Below are 17,360 nucleotides of genomic sequence, written 5' to 3'. Positions count from 1 at the left end.
CGATTTACGGGTTACTGTTTTCGGAACGGAGCACGGCCAACGGGTATGCCCGTTCCTCGCCGTTCTCAGCCGTCCCCCAACCCATGACGCCGTTCACGTACCGCAGCGTGAATCGCTCGTCCCGATCCTCGATTCGGTATGGACCGGGAGGGAACGCATTCTCCCTTACCGCGTAAGAACGCGCGAGCAGCCAGCGCTGCTTCAGCACGTCCCGCTCCCCTTCGCTCTCGCTCCGTCTCATCCGCTCGGCGAGCTGCTCGATCTCCGCGGACAGCTCCTCCGCGCTCATTTCGCTGAATCGTTTCATCCACTTCTCCTCCTGCTTTCGCCTTGGACCAACATTTTCAACTATTTCCCCGCGTCGATATCTATTATTCTATCGTTAGACCAACGTTAGCTACCACTCGACGATAAGGGGATGTTTGTTTCGATGAAGAAGACCGCCCTCTCTTGCGCGGCATTGCTCCTCGCCGCCGCGCTGAGCGCGCCGGCCGCCTCTGCGGCCGTCTATACCGTGAAGGCCGGGGACACGCTCTGGGCGATCGCCACCGCCAACCGCATGACGGTCACCGAACTGATGTCGCTAAACAAGCTGACGACGGCGTCGCTGCGCATCGGACAGCAGCTCACCGTTCCGGACACTGGCAATTACATCGTTAAGGCGGGCGACACGTTGTACGGCATCGCCTCGCGCGCCGGCGTTCCGCTTCGCGCGCTGGTGAACGCCAATCCGCAGCTTACGAATCCGAATGCGATTTGGCCCGGTCTCCGCCTTCAGGTTCCGACGCCGCCTTCCTCATTCGCGGCGGGACAATTTCCGCTTGCGAAAGGGACGTATACGACGTTCACGAACAATTATGCGGACGCGCGGACGTGGACGCCGGACGGCTCCGCCGTGCGCACCCATGAAGGCGTCGATATCTTCGCGCCGGAAGGAACGCCCGTTTATGCGGCCATGGGCGGTACGATTACGAACGTCGGCTGGAACACCTACGGCGGATATCGTTTGACCGTCAAGGTCGACGCCGGGACAGCGTTTTATTATGCCCATCTCCAGAAGTACAGTCAAGCGTTCGCGAAGGGCGGCACGATTCGCCAGGGGCAGTTGATCGGCTACGTCGGCAGCACCGGTTATGGGCCGGAGGGAACGAAAGGACGATTCCTTCCGCATTTGCACTTCGGCATCTACAACACGGCGACGTCGACCTGGACGACGCAAGATCCATACCCGTTCTTAGTCTGGTGGGAGCTCAACCGATAATTATGCCCCCACACGCAAGGGCTGCGCGAGGCGATAACCGCTTCGGCGCAGCCCTTATTGTCGTATGCAGCGTCAGCCGACGACCGGAAAGCCCATCGTCGTCGCCAGCGTATTCGCAGGCTGCGTTGCGTCCATCCGGCTGTATTGTACGATGATCGGCACGTCGCTGCGCACTTCCATGGCGTACGGAACTCCGACCGGAATCGACTGCCCGTCCCGCTCCAACGTGCTCGTCCGCACATGGGCCGTGCGCCGGCCTTCGACGCGAACCGCGACGTCCTCCAGCGGATCGCGATCCTCGAAGAAAATCGTAATCGACAAGTTCGCCGCCTCGGCGTTCGCGTTCAACACGCAGATCGATTCATGGCTGATTAACGTCCCCGTACTGACCGGCGGAATGTACCCGTCCGGAATGTACCACAACGTATGTCCCTTCGATAAACTCATCCTCGCGTCTCCTCCTCCGGTTTTGCGCCGCCGAGCCAGCGGTCGCGTACGAACTTCATTCCCTTGCGCACCTGCTCCGCCTCGACCGAATGGCCGGTGAACGGGTAAATCTCAAGCCGTTTGTCCACGGACGCGATCGCTTGAAACATCGGAAACACTTGCTCCGGCAAGCAGACGGTGTCCTTCAGGCCGACCGACATCAAAACCGGATGCTCGATCCGTTCGCCCATATGCAGCAGATCGAAGTACGATAACGTACGCAGCGCTTCCGGCAACCGCTCCGGGTACCTGCGCCCGAAGTCCGCCACCTCCGACAAGCTGCCCGTGGAGTGCAGCACCCCGTGATCCATATTGCACATATTCGGGATGTCCGCGATCGTAAGCCCGATCGACGGGTGCGCGGCGGAGACGAGCAGCGCCAAGCCGCCGCCTTGGCTCCCTCCGACGACGCCCAACCGGCTGCGGTCGAGCTCCGGCTGCTCGGCCATCCACTCGGCCGCGCGCAAGCCATCCACCGCGACCGCGCGGTAATAACTGCGTTCCGGGTCCAGGATGTTTTGGGTAATCCACCCCCGCGTCATGCCGAATTCGCTGTCGAGCGTATTGCCGGTATCCCCGCCTTGTCCGCGAACGTCGACCGCGAACACCGCGACCCCCATGAGCAGCCAGTGCGCGTACCGGTCCGCCGTTCCCCGGCCACCGGTATATCCCGGGAAGGTCAGCAGGCAAGGATAGGGTCCGGACTTGAAGGCCGGCAGCATCAGCGTGCCTCGGATGGGCGTTCCGGCAAACCCTTCGTACGTAACGTCATATGCCGCTGCGCCGTCCATAAGGCTGTCGATGGCCGTACGACTCGACGGAAACGGGGAACCGAGCGCTTCCTCGATCGTTCGGTTCCAAAAATCGGCATGATCTTCGGGCGGCGTGCTGCACGGGGCGAACCGATACAGCTCTTCGATCCTCTTTTCAATCGCATTCAATGCGCTTGTCACCTCGCCACCGGAGTTCATTTCAGAGAGCTAGTGTCGATCTTGCGTAAACGCTCTCGCTCGACTCTTTCCATTTTACTCCTCTCCGGGCGGCGGGCAAGCCCCAATTGTCCTTCGCGCGCAAAAAAGCCCGGGCGCGAACGCCCGAGCTTCTTCGTCTAGGAGGAAATTCTTTCGTGTTTATCGACCAGCCAGCGTTTGCTCTGCGATTTGAACGAGACGGCGAGTGATGTGACCACCGATTGCGCCCGTGTCGCGAGTAGCCATATAGCCGTAGTACCCGTCTTGCGGGATTTGAATGCCGAGCTCCTGCGCTACTTCAAACTTCAGCTGCTCCAGTGCTTGCGATGCTTGAGGCACTACCAAGTCGTTCGAGCTGTTGGAACCTGTACCCATAGTTGTCAACCTCCTCATATTTGTGTAATCCTATTGTGTTTCGGAAGGGCGGAGGCTATGCATCGGCGCGCCGCCGTTGCGCTCCGCGCCCCTTCCGAACGGCGAACCGAATTACTTCATGCGGCCGGCCAATTGTTGTTCCGCGATTTGCACGAGGCGGCGAGTAATGTGACCACCGATTGCACCGGTGTCGCGAGTCGCCATATGCCCATAGTAACCGTCTTGTGGAATCTGGATTCCGAGTTCTTGGGCCACTTCGAATTTCAATTGCTCCAATGCTTGAGAAGCCTGTGGTACAACCAAATCATTCGTGCTGTTAGAACCTGTACCCATGGTTGTCACCTCCCTTGCTGTGGTAACTCTATTATCCGACGGCCGGCTTGTCCTTATTCGATCGCGCGCAAACCAATTTCCTCCAACCTAGTCACGCGGGAAAGGGAGCGGGGATTCGCTCCCCGCTCCCTTCCCGGAACGTCTCTACGATTCAAGCGTCTCGATCCGTATCGATCGTTACGTTCTTTCCGTCCCAGCCGACGCTCGCGCCGAACAGCTGCGAAAGCAGTCGCGCGGGCACGTACGAGACGTTGTCGATCAGATAGCCTCGGCCCGCTAAGAGGCCGTCCGCGACGATGCCGATCGTCCCTTGCACGTCCGGGAGCTCGCTTGCGTCCTCTTTCGCCGTCCCTGTGCCTTCCGTCGACCCGGCGGACACCGCTCGCGGCGGTGCGTACGGGTGGCCGATATGCGCGCAGAACGCTTGCACGACCGCCTCCGCATACGCTCTCCATTGCGTCTGCAGCTGCGTCACGTCGTCGGCCGTCGAATCGGCGAAGCCGTATTCGACGATGACCGTCTGCACGCCGCCCGTCTCGCGATGCATGAAGTAATAGTCCTTCCTCGCGTCGCCGGGCAGCGTTCGCGTGAAGACGCGGCGAATGTTTTGCCCCCGCGCTCCGATCGCCTCGACGATTCGCCGCGACAGCTTCCCGTCGGAATGAATCGAATGAATCGTCTCTACCCCGTCGCCGCCTCCGGCGTTAATATGGTTCGAGATGCAGTATTGCGCGCCGCTCTCCCGCACGATTTCCGCGCGATCCGCCGGCGGCAGCGTCACGTCCGCGCGCCGGGTCAACGCGACCGGCACCCCGAGCTGACCGAAGCGCTCCGCTTGATAGAGCGAGATCTGCAGGACGAAGTCCTTTTCCTTCCACAGCCGGTTCGAGCCGCCGCCGGCATCCGCGCCGCCGTGCCCCGGATCGATGATGAGTATCGGAACCGCCATCAACGACTCCTCCTTCCGTTACACCGTTATACGTAAAGCCAGATTACTCTTTATCGTATGCGGCCGGAGCCCGGCGCGTTATGCGCCGTTCGTCCCGGGACGAGCCCAAAATGCGAAAAAAGCGCCGTCGGCGCCCTACAGCGATCTCGGTCGATCCTTCGCGTTCACCTGCTCGTTGCGTATCATCTGGCCGAGGTCTTCGATCGTCTTCTCGAGCAGTTTTCCTTTGTATTTCGAAAATAAGCTTCTCCGTTCTTTGCGCAAGACGTCGAGAATCAGCTTCTTCTGTTCCAAACTAAGCAACCGCGTCGCCTCCCGTTCCCTCCCCCCATTATACAAAAAAATTAGGATATGTACCGCTTCGGCGGGTACTGGGGACATTGCCCCCGGAAGCGCACGGCTTCTAGGGGCAATGCAACCCTGGACGGTTCGGAGGTGCTTCTGACAGTCCACCGTACGAAGGTTGCCGTCCGGACGACGACGCTTCGCCGTCCCTTCCCGCTTCAGGCGTAAAGTTACGCGTAAATCGTGCGGGAGATGATTACGAGCAGGATGAACAATACCAAGATTGCGCCCGTGCTGGAGTAGCCGTAGCCTGCGCCGTAGCCCATGCCGTACCCTGCGCCGACATGCGCGTTCAGATGCGCGTTCGCGTTCACGCCTGCGTTCAAGCCCATGTTCGCGCCGAAGTTACCCAATCCCGTCATTTTCGAAACACTCCTTCTTGGTGGTTGTGTTGTGGTGCGTTAGCACAATCCCATAGTATGAAGGGGGGACATCGGTGGAACGGTGTAACTGCCTATCGGCCCGGAAAATAGGTGAACGCCCGCGCTCAGGTGTTTACGAAAAACTGAAATTCCGGATGCTTGTAGACGAGCCGGAAGTTCGGATCCTTCGACAATACCGCGTCGAGATCCTCGGGACTGAAGAGATAAAAATCGTTGTAAAACGGATAGCCGACGCCGTAATAGTAACATAGCCAAACCAGCTTGGAGCAATAGATGGACGTCCAAGGATCCTGAAGCGGTATCGCGTCGGAAAAGGAAAACGGCGGCACGTTCACGCCCGATGCCTTGTTGCGATCGCTTTGCTGTACGTACCAGACCGCGTAACGGGCCGCCGCTTGTCCCCACGCCGGATCGACCGGCCGATACTGCGCATGCTTCGGATGCACCCGAAGAAAATCCGCGACGCGTCCGACCTGCACGTACGGATACGTAATGACCGCCTCGACGATGTGCTCCTCGTCGACGACGATCGCGCTGTGGCCCAAATACCCCGTCGGCACGTTCAATTCATTGTCGCAAGCGGTCAGAATGTCGCCCGCGCGATAATCGATGCCGGTTAACGTCATAAGCCTTCACCACCCGTACCACTATATTCTCGCGGCGACGGATGGGTGCTTGCCTAACCGGTGTCGCTACACGCCCGCCAACATGCGTCCGAGCGGCCCCGCCTCGACAACGAACTCTTGAAGCGTATAGACGGAGATCGGAAACATCGGGAAACCGTACACGTACGGCGTCAGCTCGTATAATTGAAAGTACACGACAAGCGCTTTATCCGCGATATAATACGGCTGATCCGCCGCGATGCCTTGGAAATCGGCGATCAGCGGCACGTCGCGATCCTCGATTTGCTTTCGAATGTCGGCGTCGATCGCCGCTTTGTAAGCCGACCCCGGACGAAACAGCTCCCCGAGGGCATACGACTTGCCCGACGCGACGTCGAACGTCAGCGACCGCAGCAGCGTCATGCCGTGGGCGGCCGGCGACGTGTAGGCGTAATTGCTTTGCGTCAAGCTGAGGACGCCGCGTTCGTTCGTCTTCAGTTCGTACAAGCCCGTCATGGTAGTGGCGCCGCCCTCGGGCGAAGCTTGCGCCGTCGCCTGCTCTTCGATCATTCGGCCCGCTTGGGCGCGAATCTCGGCGTTCATGCGCGACTGGGCACCCGCATTCGGTAGGCCGAAGACGCTCGGATAATACACCTCGATATGAGGCACGACGTAAGACCCGGTTTGAATCGGTACGGGGAACCTCATGGGAGCCGGCATTCGCCAACACCGTCCTCTCGCATTCGCTCGAAAATGAGTTCTCCCCACATTCGTATGCGGCACGGGTTGGACATTAGCCCGAATCTTTCCCTATAATTACAAGAATCGAGTTTTTCGGGAAGGCTGGGTTCCGCCATGATATTTATTGAGCTCTTTTTATATTTGGGCGTATTCGCCGCCGGGGTGTCCGGCGCGCTGGTCGGGATTCGCAAGGAACTCGACCTCTTCGGCGTCTTGTTCCTCGGAGGCGCGACGGCGCTCGGCGGCGGGCTGGCCCGCGACGTCATGATCGGCCGCCTCCCGCCGGTCGGCTTTCTCGATCCGGCTTATTTCCTCGTCGCTACGGGGGCGGGGCTGCTGACGTGGCTGTTTTACCGGCGCATCGAACGGCTCCGGATGTTTATCCTCGGCTCCGATGCGATCGGACTCGGCGTCTTTACCGCGGTCGGGGCCAATGCGGCGTTGACCCACGGGTACGACGAGCCGTTCATCGTCGTGTCGATGGGGCTGATTACCGGCATCGGGGGCGGCGTGCTCCGGGACGTGTTCGTCCGGGAAATTCCGTTCGTATTCCGCAAGGAGGTGTACGCGATCGCCTCGATCGTCGGCGCCGGGACGTACTACTTTACGGTCGGCGCGTTGCCGAATTTGGCGGCGATGTTCCTGTGCCTCGTCGTCACGTTCGCGATCCGGATCGCTTCCATCGCCTTAAAGATCGATTTCCCGGTGTATAAGGAGAAAAAATAAAGCGCCGGCGCTTCATCATGCCTTGCGGATGAAGCCTTCCGCTTCGTTGGCGAGCCCGTACAGCAGCGCGCGGTTTTCGAATTCCGCCCTCGTCTCGGGCATCGGCAGCCTCTTGTGCAGCTCTCGGATCGCCCGGAGCTTGTCCTCGTGCCGCGCGAACTCGGCGTGAGCGTGACGCCGGAGACTGTCGGCGAGCTCCTCGAAAAATTCGCCGAGCCGAATGCCTTGTTCCACGCGCGTGTCCATGCGGGACACCATCGGAAGCATCCGTTCGAGAATTTGAAGCTGCTGCCGCTTCCGGTCGAAATAATGGTAAAACGGGTGGCCCTTGCGCGTCAGGTTATTCTCCACCTCGACGATCGCCAAATCTCTCGCCTGATCTAACACGTCGGACAGCTCGAGCATTTCCTTCCCGTCCCAAAGCCCGTACCCGTCCTTCATGTACTTGCCGTATTCCGAAAGCACGCTCGCCATCAGGCGGTCGATTTCCTCCTTGTACCGTTCCACTTGCTTATCGATACCGGGCATCCACATATTGACGGCGAGCGCGACGCCGAGGCCGATCGCGACAACGGCCAGCTCGTTCCACGCCAGCGTCCAATCGATCGAACCCTGCACGTAAGTGTGCATCATGATGACCGAACTGCTCGCGATGCCGCCCTGAATGCGTAAGCGAACGGTCAACGGAATAAACACGAGATACAGCAGCAGGATCGTTAACGGATGGAATCCGATCGCCCAAAACAACGCCCCGGACAACGCGAAGCCGATCAGGCAAGCGAAGAGCCGTTCGAGGACGGCCGCGAGCGACTCTTTCCTCGTCTTCTGGATACAAAGCAACGTCAGGATGCCCGAGGAGGTATAAAACTCAAGTTGGAGCGCGTAAGCGATCGCAATGGACAGACTGACGCCTACCGCCGTTTTCAACGTGCGAAATCCGATTTTCATCCGTTCCCTCCGACCCGATCGTTCGTCCGGTTTACGATATATTATATATCAAACGAAGAAAGGCTGCTCCGACGGCGCCGAAAGCGCCGGGAACAGCCCGTAGCAGCAATCTTATTAGAACGGCGCCGTCGCCTCCGGCAAGTACCGAAGCAGCTGCTCCGCTCCTTCGCCCCGACGCTCGGACTCGTGCGCGACGGCCGACGCTTCCTCGATCCAAGCGAAGTACGGGTGGCTCTTCGGCACGTCCGGGAAATGTTGGACGACATCCGTATCGCCGTCCGTGAGCGGACCGCGAAGCAAACCGATGCTCAGCCACATGGCGGCAACCTTCCGCTCGATCGGCCGATCCGGCGCGAAGTGCGGGGAGGCGGCCTCGCCCGGCATTGGCTTGATATAGCCGAGCGCGTGGGCGGTGCCCAACGCGTAGCGCGCCCAATGCGCCTTCATATCGCCGTACGGCACCTCGAACGGCACCTCGGCGATGCCGTGCAGGCGCAGCATCAGTACGAGCAGCTCCGCCCTCGTGATCGGATCCTCCGGGCGGAATTTCCCGTCGTAACCGATCATATAGCCGTCTGCTTTCACTTGCATAATGTAACGATGCGCCCAATGCGAAGCGTCCACGTCCTCGTACGCGGACGCCTCGACCGTCCGCAAACCGGTGATGCGCGCGACCATGGCGGCCGTCTCGGCGCGCGTCAGCTCGCCGTCGGGACGGAACGTGCCGTCCGGATATCCTTGCATGAACGGCTGATGCGTCTCCGTATCGACCTTTACCGAAATTTTCGGCGACTTCCACTTCACGCCGCCGTCGCCTTCGCCTTCTGCCTCGAGCTCGATTCGCTCGCCCCGTTTCGCGTTCGCCTTCAGCTTTACTTGGAAATGGACGACGTGCGCGCCGTTCGCCTTGACGTCCTTCACGCGCCACTTCAACATGTGGAGCGTCGCGTCGAACTCGGCGCCGCCGGCGTCGACGACTTCCATCCATTCGTGCAGCTTCACATGCAGCTGGGTGTTGGTTTGATTTTTATTTTCGACGTTGTGATAAATGAGATGATACTGCACCTTGCCCCCGGCCGCCGCCGTCGACTGATCGGCGATCAACTGCAGCGTCTTGCCTTCGGTCTCCGCCCCGTTCGCCCCCGCGGCGCCCGCGACGCCGAATGCCAGGGCGATCGTAAGCAGCAACGCCGCCGCTCTTCTCCATGCGTTCATTCCGTTCCCTCCCGGATGTCGAATTCCCCGCGAATCTAACGATATGACGGAGTTTTCTAAAGTATTCGGGATCGAAGCGAAAATTGACGCGGTTGTCCACCATGCGACAAGCCTATTTTTCGTAACGGCGAACGTCGTCGAATCCTGCGATTGCTCGGGAAATCGAAGAAACTTTTCCCATAACCCTTTACCATCCCCGAAAAACTAGGTAACATGGGATTTATAACGGTTCTGGAGCGGATGGTCAACATGAGAAGAACGCATATCAGCACGGCTCGCGCCGGATATAAGCTGGCGAAGCCGATATGGACGGAAACCGGATCGATTTTGCTCGGAGTCGGCATCGAACTGAACGACCGGTATATCGATCGGTTAAAGCAAATGGGCATCGATTATATATATGTCGAAGACCAGCGGACGTCCGACATCATACCGGAGGACGTGCTTCAGGACGAGACCCGCAAGAAATCCGTCGAGGCCGTGCATAAGACGATGACGGGGCTGATGACCGAGGCGAAGGGCAAGAAGAGCGCCCCGGTGAAAGACATGGGCTCCACCTTCCGTTCGCTGTTTACGAATATTTTAACGGAGCTGCCCAATCGCGGGGATGTCGTCGTCAATTTGATCAATCTCCACGTGAAGGACGGATACTTGTTCCATCACGCCGTGAACGTGGCGGTGCTGGCCGGCGTGCTCGGCATCGCGAAGGGCTACAATAAAAATCAGCTGCTCGACCTGGGCGTCGGCGCCCTCTTGTTCGACGTCGGCATGACCGTCTTCCCCGACAACCTATGGCAAAGCGGCGCCGATTTGACGGGCGAGCAGCGCGGCCGGCTTCAAAAGCATACGGAGGAAGGCTACCACCTCTTGCGCAAGCAGTACGACGTGTCGCTGCTTTCCGCGCACTGCGCGCTTCAACATCACGAACGGTTCGACGGTTCGGGGTATCCCAGAGGCTTGAAGGGCGGAGAAATCCATGAATACGCGCAAATCGTCGCGATCGCGGACGTGTACGACGCGCTCACGTCCCCCCGCCCGTATCGGAAGCGGTACAGCCCTAGCGAAGCGATCGAATTTTTGTACGCGAGCGGCAATCAGTGGTTCGACATCGAACTGATTAAGCTGTTTTGCAAGTATATCGCCATCTATCCGCTGTCCTCCACCGTCCAGCTCAACACCGGACAGCTCGGCGTCGTCTCCCACGTCGACCCGCTCGTGGCGCACCGGCCGATCGTTCGGATCATCCAGGAAGCCGACGGCAAAGAGACGACGACCGCGTATGAAATCGACCTTCGCACGCATGTCAACATCACGATCGTGCAGACGCTTTGAACCCGCCCGCGACGAAGACGCGGACGAAATCAAGAAGAGGACCTCGTCACCGAGGTCCTCTTCTTTGTTGCTCGCGCTCCTTGCCGAGCCAGTCCGACGAATGGCCCAAATTCACGCTTTCGTCGTGCGCGTCGTCGGCGCGCAGGCCGATCCGCTCATGGGCCGCCGTATCCTCCAGGACGGTCTTCGGGTCCCCGTCCGCTTCCTGCCTTTTCTCTTCGTACGGCGTCAATTTCGTTCCCTCCCTCGGTTGATCGCTCCCCTATTTTTACCGCCTCGCGAACGAATCATCCCCCGATCCGAGGCTTTGTCGAAACTGAAAGAAAAATGTAGCGAAACCGTTCCGACGGGTGGTATAATTTGCCCAAGACAACCTACTTATACCACTTAAAGGGGCGTTATGATGAACTGGTTTCTGAAGTTATCGTTTAATCAAAAATTGCAAGCGGGCAATTATGCGGTCATTCTGGCGTACTCAATCGTCATGCTTCCCTTCCTGATCGCCACTGGCAAGTTCCTTCTCGGCTTGATCGCTTTGATCGCATTAGCCGCCGGGAGCATCTTTTTCTTTCGTTGGCTGGAGAAAACGCTTACAGAACCGATCACGGACATGACCCGGGCGGCGCTGGCCATCTCCAAGGGCGACTTCACGAATCGGATCGATATGCAGTCGGACGACACGCTCGGCGAGCTGGCGGCCGCATTCAATAAGATGATCGAGAAGCTCCGCGATTTGCTGCAGGATACCGGCCGTACGTCGAAGCACGTCTTCGAGTCGAGCCGCGATATTTTCTTGAAGAACCAACAAATGAAGACGGTGCTCGAAGAGGTCGCTTCGGCCGCGGGCGAGCTCGCGACGGGCGCCACGCGCATCTCGGAAGACATCGCCGGCGTCTCCGTCGCGACGAAAAACATCGAGCAGAAGGTCGGGGCGTATACCGAGTCGTCCCGCGAGATGAACGCGAAGTCCGGCGAGATGCTGCAGCTCGTGAGGCAAGGCCTCTCGTCCGTCGAGGTGCAAACCGGCGGGATGAAGCGGAACGTCGAAGCGACGGCCAACGTGTCGAAGACGATTCACGAGCTGGCCCAGCAAGCCGAAGGCATCAGCCAAATTACGAGAACGATTTCCGATATCGCCGAGCAGACGAACCTGCTGTCGTTGAACGCTTCGATCGAGGCTGCCCGCGCGGGCCAGCACGGACTCGGCTTCGCCGTCGTCGCGCAGGAGGTGCGCAAGCTCGCCGAGGAAGCGACCGGCTCGACGAAGCAAGTCTTTAAGCTCGTCCATACGATTCAGCAAAGCGTCGAACGCGCCCTCGTCTCGATTTCCGAGAACGAGCAGATCGTCGAAGAGCAAACGAGGCTAATCGCCGAGACGGAGCGCGCGTTCTCCGATATCGTGCGCAACGTGACGTTCATCACCGATCAGATCGCGGTATTCGCCGAGGAAAGCGAGCAGATGCTCGAAAGCTCGAGGCAAATTTCCAACATCGTCGAAAACGTCTCCGCCTTCACGCAGCAATCCGCCGCCGGCACCGAGCAGGTGTCCGCTTCGATGGCGGAGCAGATCGAAGCCGTCAAAGCGATGGTCGAACGCTCCGAGCAGATGACGAAGCTCGTCTCCCAGCTGCAGCAATCGCTGAACGTTTTCAAGCTATAAGTATTTATCCTTCAAGATGTTTAGGTGGTGGCGCTCATGGCCCGCGATGACGTAGGCGAGCGCAGCGGCCGTCGTTTCGCGATCGCTGACGACGCCTCGTCGGGCGAGGGCCGCTTCTTGCAGGCCCTTCAGCAGAGATAGCGTCGCCCCGCGAACCGCTTCGTAGTCCTCCGCGAGCCGCTCCGGCGTACAAGCGCCGAAATCGGCGTTCCGAACGAATACGTCCTGATCGAAGCCCGGCAACGGCGTTCGGTCCCCTCTCGCGACGCGCAGCAACCGGTAGCTCATCACGCGCTCCGTGTCCGCGATATGGCCGACGACCTCGGCAACGCTCCATTTGTCCGCCGCATACCGATATGCCGCTTTCTCCGGCGAGATCGACGACAACAGTCGCCGCATCTCGCCGGCTTGCGTTTCCAGCGCGGCGACGATGTCCCCGTCTTCCACGAGGTCGATGTACGTTTTAAAATAAGGATTGTAATCGCCGTCGACCGGCTTTGCGATGTTCATAACCGTATCCCCCATTCGATAATGTCGCTCGCGCGGCTGCGGGATCCCCGCATACGCAAAGCCGGAGCCCGTTCGTCCTCTCGGGACAAGCGCGACTCCGGCATGTTCTTTCCATGTTTGTCGTTCCCCGCTCCGCGCGTCGCGTTACGACTATCGTCTCGCGTCGCGGGCTCGGTGTCAAGCCGTAAAGTTCAAGAAGCGAATGCCCGCTCCCCCCGCGGTTGGTCGCCGGTATCGTCCGGCTCGATCGTAATGCCGATCGAATCGAAGCGCGGCGGTTCGCTTGCGATCGGCATCGCTAACACGCCGATGCCGTCGTCGCCGACGCGGAACGTCCCGGCGCTTGTCCTGACGCCGTTCCGGACGAGCCAAACCTGGTACGCTTCGTCTCCTTCCGTCCGCGGCGCTCCGAATACGTATACGACGAATTGTTTGCTCTGCCCGTTGTCTACGATACAGGCGACGCCGTAGGCGTCCGGGCTCGCGTCGGCATACGTTGCCGACTCGGACGCCACCGCGCGAAGCGGCACGAGCGTCTCGATGCGGGAGGCGGAAGCGGATAACGCATGCTCCAACGGCATCGGCCAGCTTGCCCGTTCGTTCCGGAGCTCGACGTTCCAGAACGCGAGCGCGCCGATCGCAACGGCGGCCGCGGCGGCGGCTCCCGCAAGCAGCCACCTGCCGCCCTTCGCCGAGGCGTCCCGCGGCGAGATCGGTTCCCGCGCAGGCGGATGAGCCTCCTCCGCATCGAAGATAGCGGTCAACACTTCCTGTTTCCACGCTTTCGGCGGATCCAGCTTCTCCATGTCGCCAGACAGCACCTCCCAAGCCTCGTACAGCTCCTCGGTTTCCGCTCGGCAGACGGAGCAGTCGCCGAGATGGCGCTCGAAAACCTTCGCCTGCGTCTCGTCGCATTCGCCGGACACATAGGACAATGCAAGTCCGCACACGTCTTCCTTCGTTCGCTCGTCCATCTCAACCCTCCCCTTCCGCCGCCAGATGTCTTCGAAGCACCTTCAGCGTCTGATGCAATCGATGCTTTACGGTGCCCAGCGGTTGATTGTACAGCGCGGCCAGCTCGCTAAGCGTATAGCCTCTCCAATAGAAATGCTCGAGCAGCGCGATTTGCTGCTCCGACAAGTGCCGGTACGCCCCCCGAATCCGTTCCCGTTCGCTCCCCCGAATCGCCCGGGCTTCCGGCGACTCCGCCGCTTCGTCCGGAATGCGCTCCCAACGCTCCGGCGCGAGCGTCGTCTTCCGCTCGGCTTCCCGTCGCAGCTGCCGCAGCCGATCGACGGCGATGTTGCGGGCGATCGTGACGATCCAGCTCGAGAAATGGCCCCTGGCCGGATCGTACTGGGACTCCGTCGTCCATAGCCGCAGGAAGACAGACTGTACGACATCGCGCGCCGCCGGATCGTCGCCCAGCGCCTTCCGCGCGAAGGAGTAGACGAGAGACGCGTATCGATCGTACAGTTCGGATAATGCGGCACGGTGCTTCGATTTGACGAGGCGCATCAGCTCGTCGTCGGAATGATGCAGCATGCGTTCACCCCTAACCTTCCTGGCGGATCGAATTCGGCCTACTTGACGACGATCACGGCTTTCATGCCCGGGTGCGGCGTGCAAATATACGAAAACTCGCCCGCCTTGTCAAAGACGACCGATGACTTCTCGTCCTGCTTGAGCATTCCCGTATCGAACGAACCGTCGTCTGCGGTCGCCGTATGCCCTACAGCATCCTTATTGACGAAAACGACGGTGTCGCCCGCTTGAATTTCCAGACGCTCCGGCGAGAAGGCGAAATCGACGATTTCCACGATATGCTCGGCGGGCGCGGCCGGCGGCGCGGGTTCGGTCGGCGCCGGCGCCTCAGGCGATGCTTGCGAAGCATCCGAGTCAAGCGGAGGCGGCTCGGCAGGCGCCGCCTCCTCCGCCGGACCCTCCGTCGCCTCGGGTTCTCCCTTCGGCACCTCCGCCGGCTCTGCGGCGTGAGCGTCCTGCCGTTGCTCGCTCCCCGGCGGTTCGGGCGTCGCGGCCGTTTCCGGCTTCGCGGTTTCGCCTCCCGCCGTATCGGCCTCGGATGCCGAAGCGTCCGCTTCCGAAACCGACGTCGCCGCGCCTTCGTTCGGCGTCGCCGACGCCGCCGGTTCCCCCGCTCCCGCCCCGCCGCAGCCCGCGAGAAGCAGCGACAGCGCCGCCGGGATCATGAAACTCAACCACGTTCGACGTCGCATGGAGACGCCTCCTTCGGTTTAGGTTTTACTCCACGATAATGGTGCCCGTCATGAATCGCTTATGCGGTTCGCAGAAATATTCGTACGTCCCGGCCCGATCCAGCGTAATCGAATACGTTTCGCCCTTCTTTAACAACGGGGTTTTGAACGAGCCGTCGACGGCGACTGCGTTATGCTCCATGTCGTCGTAGTTCGTGAAGACGATCGTCGAGCCGGCTTCCACCGTTAAAGGACCGCTGCCGAACGAATAATCCTTCATGTCGACATGGTACGTCTTCGCCTGCTTCGCGCCGGCGCCTTCGAACGCGTCCGGCGCGACGAGAAACCAGAGGTCGTTCGCCTTGTGGCCGAGAACGTCGCCGCGCGCCGCGTCCTTCGCGAAATAATACAAGGGAGCTTTCTTGAAGGTCGTCATCGCGCCGCCCTCCGGGTGAACGATCGACCCAAAGTCGCTCGCCGCAAGCGTAGACGGCACGGCCTTTCCGTCCGCCGCATACGGCGGCCAATTCGTTATGCAGGAGCCGGCGCAAGCGGAGGCGTCGGCGGAATCCTTCGCGAAACGATATAAGGCGTTCCCGTAATCGTCGGTCAAGTAATGGCCGTGCTCCAAGGAGGTGCCGATCATGACCGCGTAATCGGGCTTCGCAGCGAACCAAACCCCATTGACGCCTTCCCCGTTGACGTCGCCCGCCGATGCGTCCTTGCCGAAGGTGTAAAGCGGCCAGCCTTTGTAGGTCAGCTGCTTCGCGCCGTCCGACCTCGTCGCTGCGCCGAAGTCGGCTTTGTCGAGCATCGCCGGCACAACGATCGATTCCTCATAGTAGATCGGCCAGTTCTGGAGGCAACCGGCTTGGCAGGCGTTCGGGTCCGCCGCGTCCCGCGTGAAGAAATACAGCGTTCGCCCTTCATCGTCGGTGAGCAGCGTTCCGAGCTCGGGGTCGCTTGCAAGCCCGATGCGAGCGCCTGCGGGCAGCATCGTCTCGGTCGATACGACGCCTTCCGTCTGGAGCTGCACGAGCAGCGTCGGTCCCGCGGTCGACGACGCGCCGAGGCTTTCGACCAGCGCGGTCGCCAGATGCGCATTCGTGAGCGAAGCCGTTCCGCGAATGCCGGACAGCCCTTTGGAAGCTGCGAACGACTCCGTATCCGCATACTCGAAATCCGTGCCCGAACGATAGCCCAACGCTTCCAGCATCACTTTGTAAAACTGTTGCGAGCTGATCGCCGCCAGCGGATCGAAACGGCCGTCCCCCGGTCCTTGCCAGCCGAGCTCCGGGTGCTCCTTCAGAAAACCCAGGATCGCTTGATTCGCCGGGGAAACCAAATCTTTATCGCTGAAATTCGTCTTCGGCTCGTAACGCATCGCTTCTTGCAGCCGGCCGGTCAGCCGCAGCGAGAGAATCGCCGCTTGAAGCCGGGTCGATGGCTTCGCTAAATACGGGGCCGTCACGCCGTTCCCGTCCCCTAACAGCAAACCGAGCTCGGCGGCGACGTCCGCGTCGGATATCACCGACGCGCCGCCGCCGATCGCGCCCGGTCCCCGATCCGCCGCCCCTTCCTCCGCCGCCAGCGCGCCGCCCGCGCCGCCGAATCCGACTGTCGCCAGCAGCAGCGCCGCCGCCGCCGCCGTCGCAATCGCGTTGCTTCTTACTCCTGCCCGTCGTATCCCTAGCCTCCGCATCGCCGGTTCCTCCCTTATTCGCGTCTTCCTTGTAAATAACGACGCGCGGAAGAGAACGGTTTGTCCGAAACGAAAAAATATCCGCGCCGCCGAACCGTCCATTCGCGATTAGGGATCGAACCTCCAAAGATAAATGCATTTCCGCCGCTCCCCTTCGGCGTACATGTCGTTATGCGGAGGAAGCTCGACGATGCGCTCGAGCGTCGCGCCGATCGCCTCGCATGTTTTGCGCGAGGCGACGTTTTCCGGATTGCACGTGATCAGCACTTTGTCCATGCCGTGGGCTTCGGCGACGCGCCGGAGGAGACGGCACGCCTCCGCGGCGTAACGGTTCCCGCGATGGGCCGGCTCGATCGCATACCCGATATGCCCCCCGTAATACAAGTTCTCGTTCATTCCGATGCGAAGATCGATCGTGCCCACGATGTCGTGCGTGCCGCGGAGCACGATGTTATAAATATAAGAAGGAACGACGCCCCTCGCTTCGATCGCCGGCGCCTTGAAGGCGATCGCAAGGTCGATGCGCTCGCCGGGAATCCGGTCGTATGCATCCAGAAAGACGAACCGCATAGAAACACCTCGCCGCATTCGCAAAATGCTTT

At 60.4% G+C, this 17,360-nt stretch carries 23 protein-coding genes; 4 read left to right on the top strand and 19 right to left on the bottom strand.

All coding sequences use genetic code 11. The annotated features are described in order from the left end of the window. Positions 1-4: 4 nt before the first annotated feature. Positions 5-307: a DUF1811 family protein gene (locus VEZ38_RS09220; protein ID WP_324893057.1), complete on the bottom strand. Its 303-nt coding sequence runs from the start codon at positions 305-307 to the stop codon at positions 5-7. Positions 308-430: 123 nt separating this feature from the next. Here VEZ38_RS09220 and VEZ38_RS09215 point away from each other — a divergent pair, with 123 nt between their 5' ends. After that, positions 431-1,261: a M23 family metallopeptidase gene (locus tag VEZ38_RS09215; protein WP_324893056.1), complete on the top strand. Its 831-nt coding sequence runs from the start codon at positions 431-433 to the stop codon at positions 1,259-1,261. Between the two features lie 72 nt (positions 1,262-1,333). Here VEZ38_RS09215 and VEZ38_RS09210 read toward each other — a convergent pair whose 3' ends face one another. From VEZ38_RS09210 to VEZ38_RS09170, 9 genes are all read right to left on the bottom strand, one after another. Then, entirely contained in the window at positions 1,334-1,708 is a 375-nt protein-coding gene (locus tag VEZ38_RS09210) for a sensory rhodopsin transducer (protein ID WP_324893055.1), read from the bottom strand. Continuing rightward, entirely contained in the window at positions 1,705-2,688 is a 984-nt protein-coding gene (locus VEZ38_RS09205) for an acetylxylan esterase (protein WP_324893054.1), read from the bottom strand. The genes VEZ38_RS09210 and VEZ38_RS09205 overlap by 4 nt, the downstream gene beginning before the upstream one ends. A 189-nt stretch (positions 2,689-2,877) precedes the next feature. Continuing rightward, positions 2,878-3,093 carry an alpha/beta-type small acid-soluble spore protein gene (locus VEZ38_RS09200; RefSeq protein WP_324893053.1) on the bottom strand — a complete coding sequence of 72 codons (216 nt, stop codon included), beginning with the start codon at positions 3,091-3,093 and terminating at the stop codon, positions 2,878-2,880. Between the two features lie 111 nt (positions 3,094-3,204). After that, a complete protein-coding gene (locus VEZ38_RS09195; RefSeq protein WP_324893052.1) occupies positions 3,205-3,426 on the bottom strand; it encodes an alpha/beta-type small acid-soluble spore protein in 222 nt (73 codons plus the stop codon). A 151-nt stretch (positions 3,427-3,577) separates the two neighbouring features. Further along, entirely contained in the window at positions 3,578-4,375 is a 798-nt protein-coding gene (locus VEZ38_RS09190) for an N-acetylmuramoyl-L-alanine amidase (protein WP_324893051.1), read from the bottom strand. A gap of 135 nt (positions 4,376-4,510) precedes the next feature. Next, entirely contained in the window at positions 4,511-4,678 is a 168-nt protein-coding gene (locus tag VEZ38_RS09185) for a hypothetical protein (RefSeq protein ID WP_324893050.1), read from the bottom strand. Positions 4,679-4,890: 212 nt separating this feature from the next. Continuing rightward, entirely contained in the window at positions 4,891-4,986 is a 96-nt protein-coding gene (locus VEZ38_RS09180) for a YjcZ family sporulation protein (RefSeq protein WP_324893072.1), read from the bottom strand. A 221-nt stretch (positions 4,987-5,207) separates the two neighbouring features. Continuing rightward, complete coding sequence (locus VEZ38_RS09175; RefSeq protein ID WP_324893049.1) at positions 5,208-5,729, bottom strand: hypothetical protein; 522 nt, start codon at positions 5,727-5,729, stop codon at positions 5,208-5,210. A 66-nt stretch (positions 5,730-5,795) separates the two neighbouring features. Further along, a complete protein-coding gene (locus VEZ38_RS09170) occupies positions 5,796-6,416 on the bottom strand; it encodes a DUF3298 and DUF4163 domain-containing protein (protein WP_324893048.1) in 621 nt (206 codons plus the stop codon). A gap of 147 nt (positions 6,417-6,563) precedes the next feature. Between VEZ38_RS09170 and VEZ38_RS09165 the strand changes: the two genes are divergently transcribed. Further along, positions 6,564-7,175 carry a trimeric intracellular cation channel family protein gene (locus VEZ38_RS09165; RefSeq protein ID WP_324893047.1) on the top strand — a complete coding sequence of 204 codons (612 nt, stop codon included), beginning with the start codon at positions 6,564-6,566 and terminating at the stop codon, positions 7,173-7,175. 15 nt (positions 7,176-7,190) lie between these two features. Here the strand turns inward: VEZ38_RS09165 and VEZ38_RS09160 are convergent, their stop codons facing one another. Next, on the bottom strand, positions 7,191-8,123 hold the full coding sequence (locus tag VEZ38_RS09160) for an aromatic acid exporter family protein (protein ID WP_324893046.1): 933 nt from the start codon (positions 8,121-8,123) through the stop codon (positions 7,191-7,193). Between the two features lie 114 nt (positions 8,124-8,237). Then, entirely contained in the window at positions 8,238-9,338 is a 1,101-nt protein-coding gene (locus VEZ38_RS09155; RefSeq protein ID WP_324893045.1) for an S-layer homology domain-containing protein, read from the bottom strand. A gap of 249 nt (positions 9,339-9,587) precedes the next feature. On the opposite strand from VEZ38_RS09155, the gene VEZ38_RS09150 reads away from it, so the two are divergent. Then, on the top strand, positions 9,588-10,670 hold the full coding sequence (locus VEZ38_RS09150) for an HD-GYP domain-containing protein (RefSeq protein ID WP_324893044.1): 1,083 nt from the start codon (positions 9,588-9,590) through the stop codon (positions 10,668-10,670). Positions 10,671-10,716: 46 nt separating this feature from the next. Here the strand turns inward: VEZ38_RS09150 and VEZ38_RS09145 are convergent, their stop codons facing one another. After that, complete coding sequence (locus VEZ38_RS09145; RefSeq protein WP_324893043.1) at positions 10,717-10,902, bottom strand: hypothetical protein; 186 nt, start codon at positions 10,900-10,902, stop codon at positions 10,717-10,719. A gap of 171 nt (positions 10,903-11,073) precedes the next feature. Between VEZ38_RS09145 and VEZ38_RS09140 the strand changes: the two genes are divergently transcribed. Then, on the top strand, positions 11,074-12,330 hold the full coding sequence (locus VEZ38_RS09140) for a HAMP domain-containing methyl-accepting chemotaxis protein (protein WP_324893042.1): 1,257 nt from the start codon (positions 11,074-11,076) through the stop codon (positions 12,328-12,330). Here the strand turns inward: VEZ38_RS09140 and VEZ38_RS09135 are convergent. The 6 genes from VEZ38_RS09135 to VEZ38_RS09110 form a co-directional block, all read right to left on the bottom strand. Continuing rightward, positions 12,325-12,840, bottom strand: coding sequence for a DinB family protein (locus VEZ38_RS09135; RefSeq protein WP_324893041.1), 516 nt, complete (start codon positions 12,838-12,840; stop codon positions 12,325-12,327). The two genes, VEZ38_RS09140 and VEZ38_RS09135, sit on opposite strands and share 6 nt — an antisense overlap. 191 nt (positions 12,841-13,031) lie before the next feature. Next, on the bottom strand, positions 13,032-13,814 hold the full coding sequence (locus tag VEZ38_RS09130) for an anti-sigma factor (RefSeq protein WP_324893040.1): 783 nt from the start codon (positions 13,812-13,814) through the stop codon (positions 13,032-13,034). Position 13,815: 1 nt separating this feature from the next. Next, on the bottom strand, positions 13,816-14,385 hold the full coding sequence (locus VEZ38_RS09125) for an RNA polymerase sigma factor (RefSeq protein ID WP_324893039.1): 570 nt from the start codon (positions 14,383-14,385) through the stop codon (positions 13,816-13,818). Between the two features lie 38 nt (positions 14,386-14,423). Next, entirely contained in the window at positions 14,424-15,077 is a 654-nt protein-coding gene (locus VEZ38_RS09120; RefSeq protein WP_324893038.1) for a cupredoxin family copper-binding protein, read from the bottom strand. 25 nt (positions 15,078-15,102) lie between these two features. Beyond that, positions 15,103-16,758 carry a plastocyanin/azurin family copper-binding protein gene (locus tag VEZ38_RS09115; protein ID WP_324893037.1) on the bottom strand — a complete coding sequence of 552 codons (1,656 nt, stop codon included), beginning with the start codon at positions 16,756-16,758 and terminating at the stop codon, positions 15,103-15,105. A 108-nt stretch (positions 16,759-16,866) separates the two neighbouring features. Further along, on the bottom strand, positions 16,867-17,328 hold the full coding sequence (locus tag VEZ38_RS09110; protein ID WP_324893036.1) for a GNAT family N-acetyltransferase: 462 nt from the start codon (positions 17,326-17,328) through the stop codon (positions 16,867-16,869). Between the last annotated feature and the right edge of the window lie 32 nt (positions 17,329-17,360).

The sequence above is a fragment of the Paenibacillus sp. genome (genome assembly GCF_035645235.1).
Lineage (GTDB): Bacteria > Bacillota > Bacilli > Paenibacillales > YIM-B00363 > Paenibacillus_AE.
Note: the sequence above shows the minus strand (reverse complement) of the source record. Positions and strands in the feature narration are given on the sequence as shown.

Coding starts and splice junctions, on each gene's coding strand:
- VEZ38_RS09220 (WP_324893057.1), bottom strand. CDS start 307: ATGAAACGATTCAGCGAAATGAGCGCGGAGGAGCTGTCCGCGGAGATC.
- VEZ38_RS09215 (WP_324893056.1), top strand. CDS start 431: ATGAAGAAGACCGCCCTCTCTTGCGCGGCATTGCTCCTCGCCGCCGCG.
- VEZ38_RS09210 (WP_324893055.1), bottom strand. CDS start 1,708: ATGAGTTTATCGAAGGGACATACGTTGTGGTACATTCCGGACGGGTAC.
- VEZ38_RS09200 (WP_324893053.1), bottom strand. CDS start 3,093: ATGGGTACAGGTTCCAACAGCTCGAACGACTTGGTAGTGCCTCAAGCA.
- VEZ38_RS09195 (WP_324893052.1), bottom strand. CDS start 3,426: ATGGGTACAGGTTCTAACAGCACGAATGATTTGGTTGTACCACAGGCT.
- VEZ38_RS09190 (WP_324893051.1), bottom strand. CDS start 4,375: ATGGCGGTTCCGATACTCATCATCGATCCGGGGCACGGCGGCGCGGAT.
- VEZ38_RS09180 (WP_324893072.1), bottom strand. CDS start 4,986: ATGGGCTACGGCGCAGGCTACGGCTACTCCAGCACGGGCGCAATCTTG.
- VEZ38_RS09175 (WP_324893049.1), bottom strand. CDS start 5,729: ATGACGTTAACCGGCATCGATTATCGCGCGGGCGACATTCTGACCGCT.
- VEZ38_RS09170 (WP_324893048.1), bottom strand. CDS start 6,416: ATGAGGTTCCCCGTACCGATTCAAACCGGGTCTTACGTCGTGCCTCAT.
- VEZ38_RS09165 (WP_324893047.1), top strand. CDS start 6,564: ATGATATTTATTGAGCTCTTTTTATATTTGGGCGTATTCGCCGCCGGG.
- VEZ38_RS09160 (WP_324893046.1), bottom strand. CDS start 8,123: ATGAAAATCGGATTTCGCACGTTGAAAACGGCGGTAGGCGTCAGTCTG.
- VEZ38_RS09155 (WP_324893045.1), bottom strand. CDS start 9,338: ATGAACGCATGGAGAAGAGCGGCGGCGTTGCTGCTTACGATCGCCCTG.
- VEZ38_RS09150 (WP_324893044.1), top strand. CDS start 9,588: ATGAGAAGAACGCATATCAGCACGGCTCGCGCCGGATATAAGCTGGCG.
- VEZ38_RS09140 (WP_324893042.1), top strand. CDS start 11,074: ATGAACTGGTTTCTGAAGTTATCGTTTAATCAAAAATTGCAAGCGGGC.
- VEZ38_RS09135 (WP_324893041.1), bottom strand. CDS start 12,840: ATGAACATCGCAAAGCCGGTCGACGGCGATTACAATCCTTATTTTAAA.
- VEZ38_RS09130 (WP_324893040.1), bottom strand. CDS start 13,814: ATGGACGAGCGAACGAAGGAAGACGTGTGCGGACTTGCATTGTCCTAT.
- VEZ38_RS09125 (WP_324893039.1), bottom strand. CDS start 14,385: ATGCTGCATCATTCCGACGACGAGCTGATGCGCCTCGTCAAATCGAAG.
- VEZ38_RS09120 (WP_324893038.1), bottom strand. CDS start 15,077: ATGCGACGTCGAACGTGGTTGAGTTTCATGATCCCGGCGGCGCTGTCG.
- VEZ38_RS09115 (WP_324893037.1), bottom strand. CDS start 16,758: ATGCGGAGGCTAGGGATACGACGGGCAGGAGTAAGAAGCAACGCGATT.
- VEZ38_RS09110 (WP_324893036.1), bottom strand. CDS start 17,328: ATGCGGTTCGTCTTTCTGGATGCATACGACCGGATTCCCGGCGAGCGC.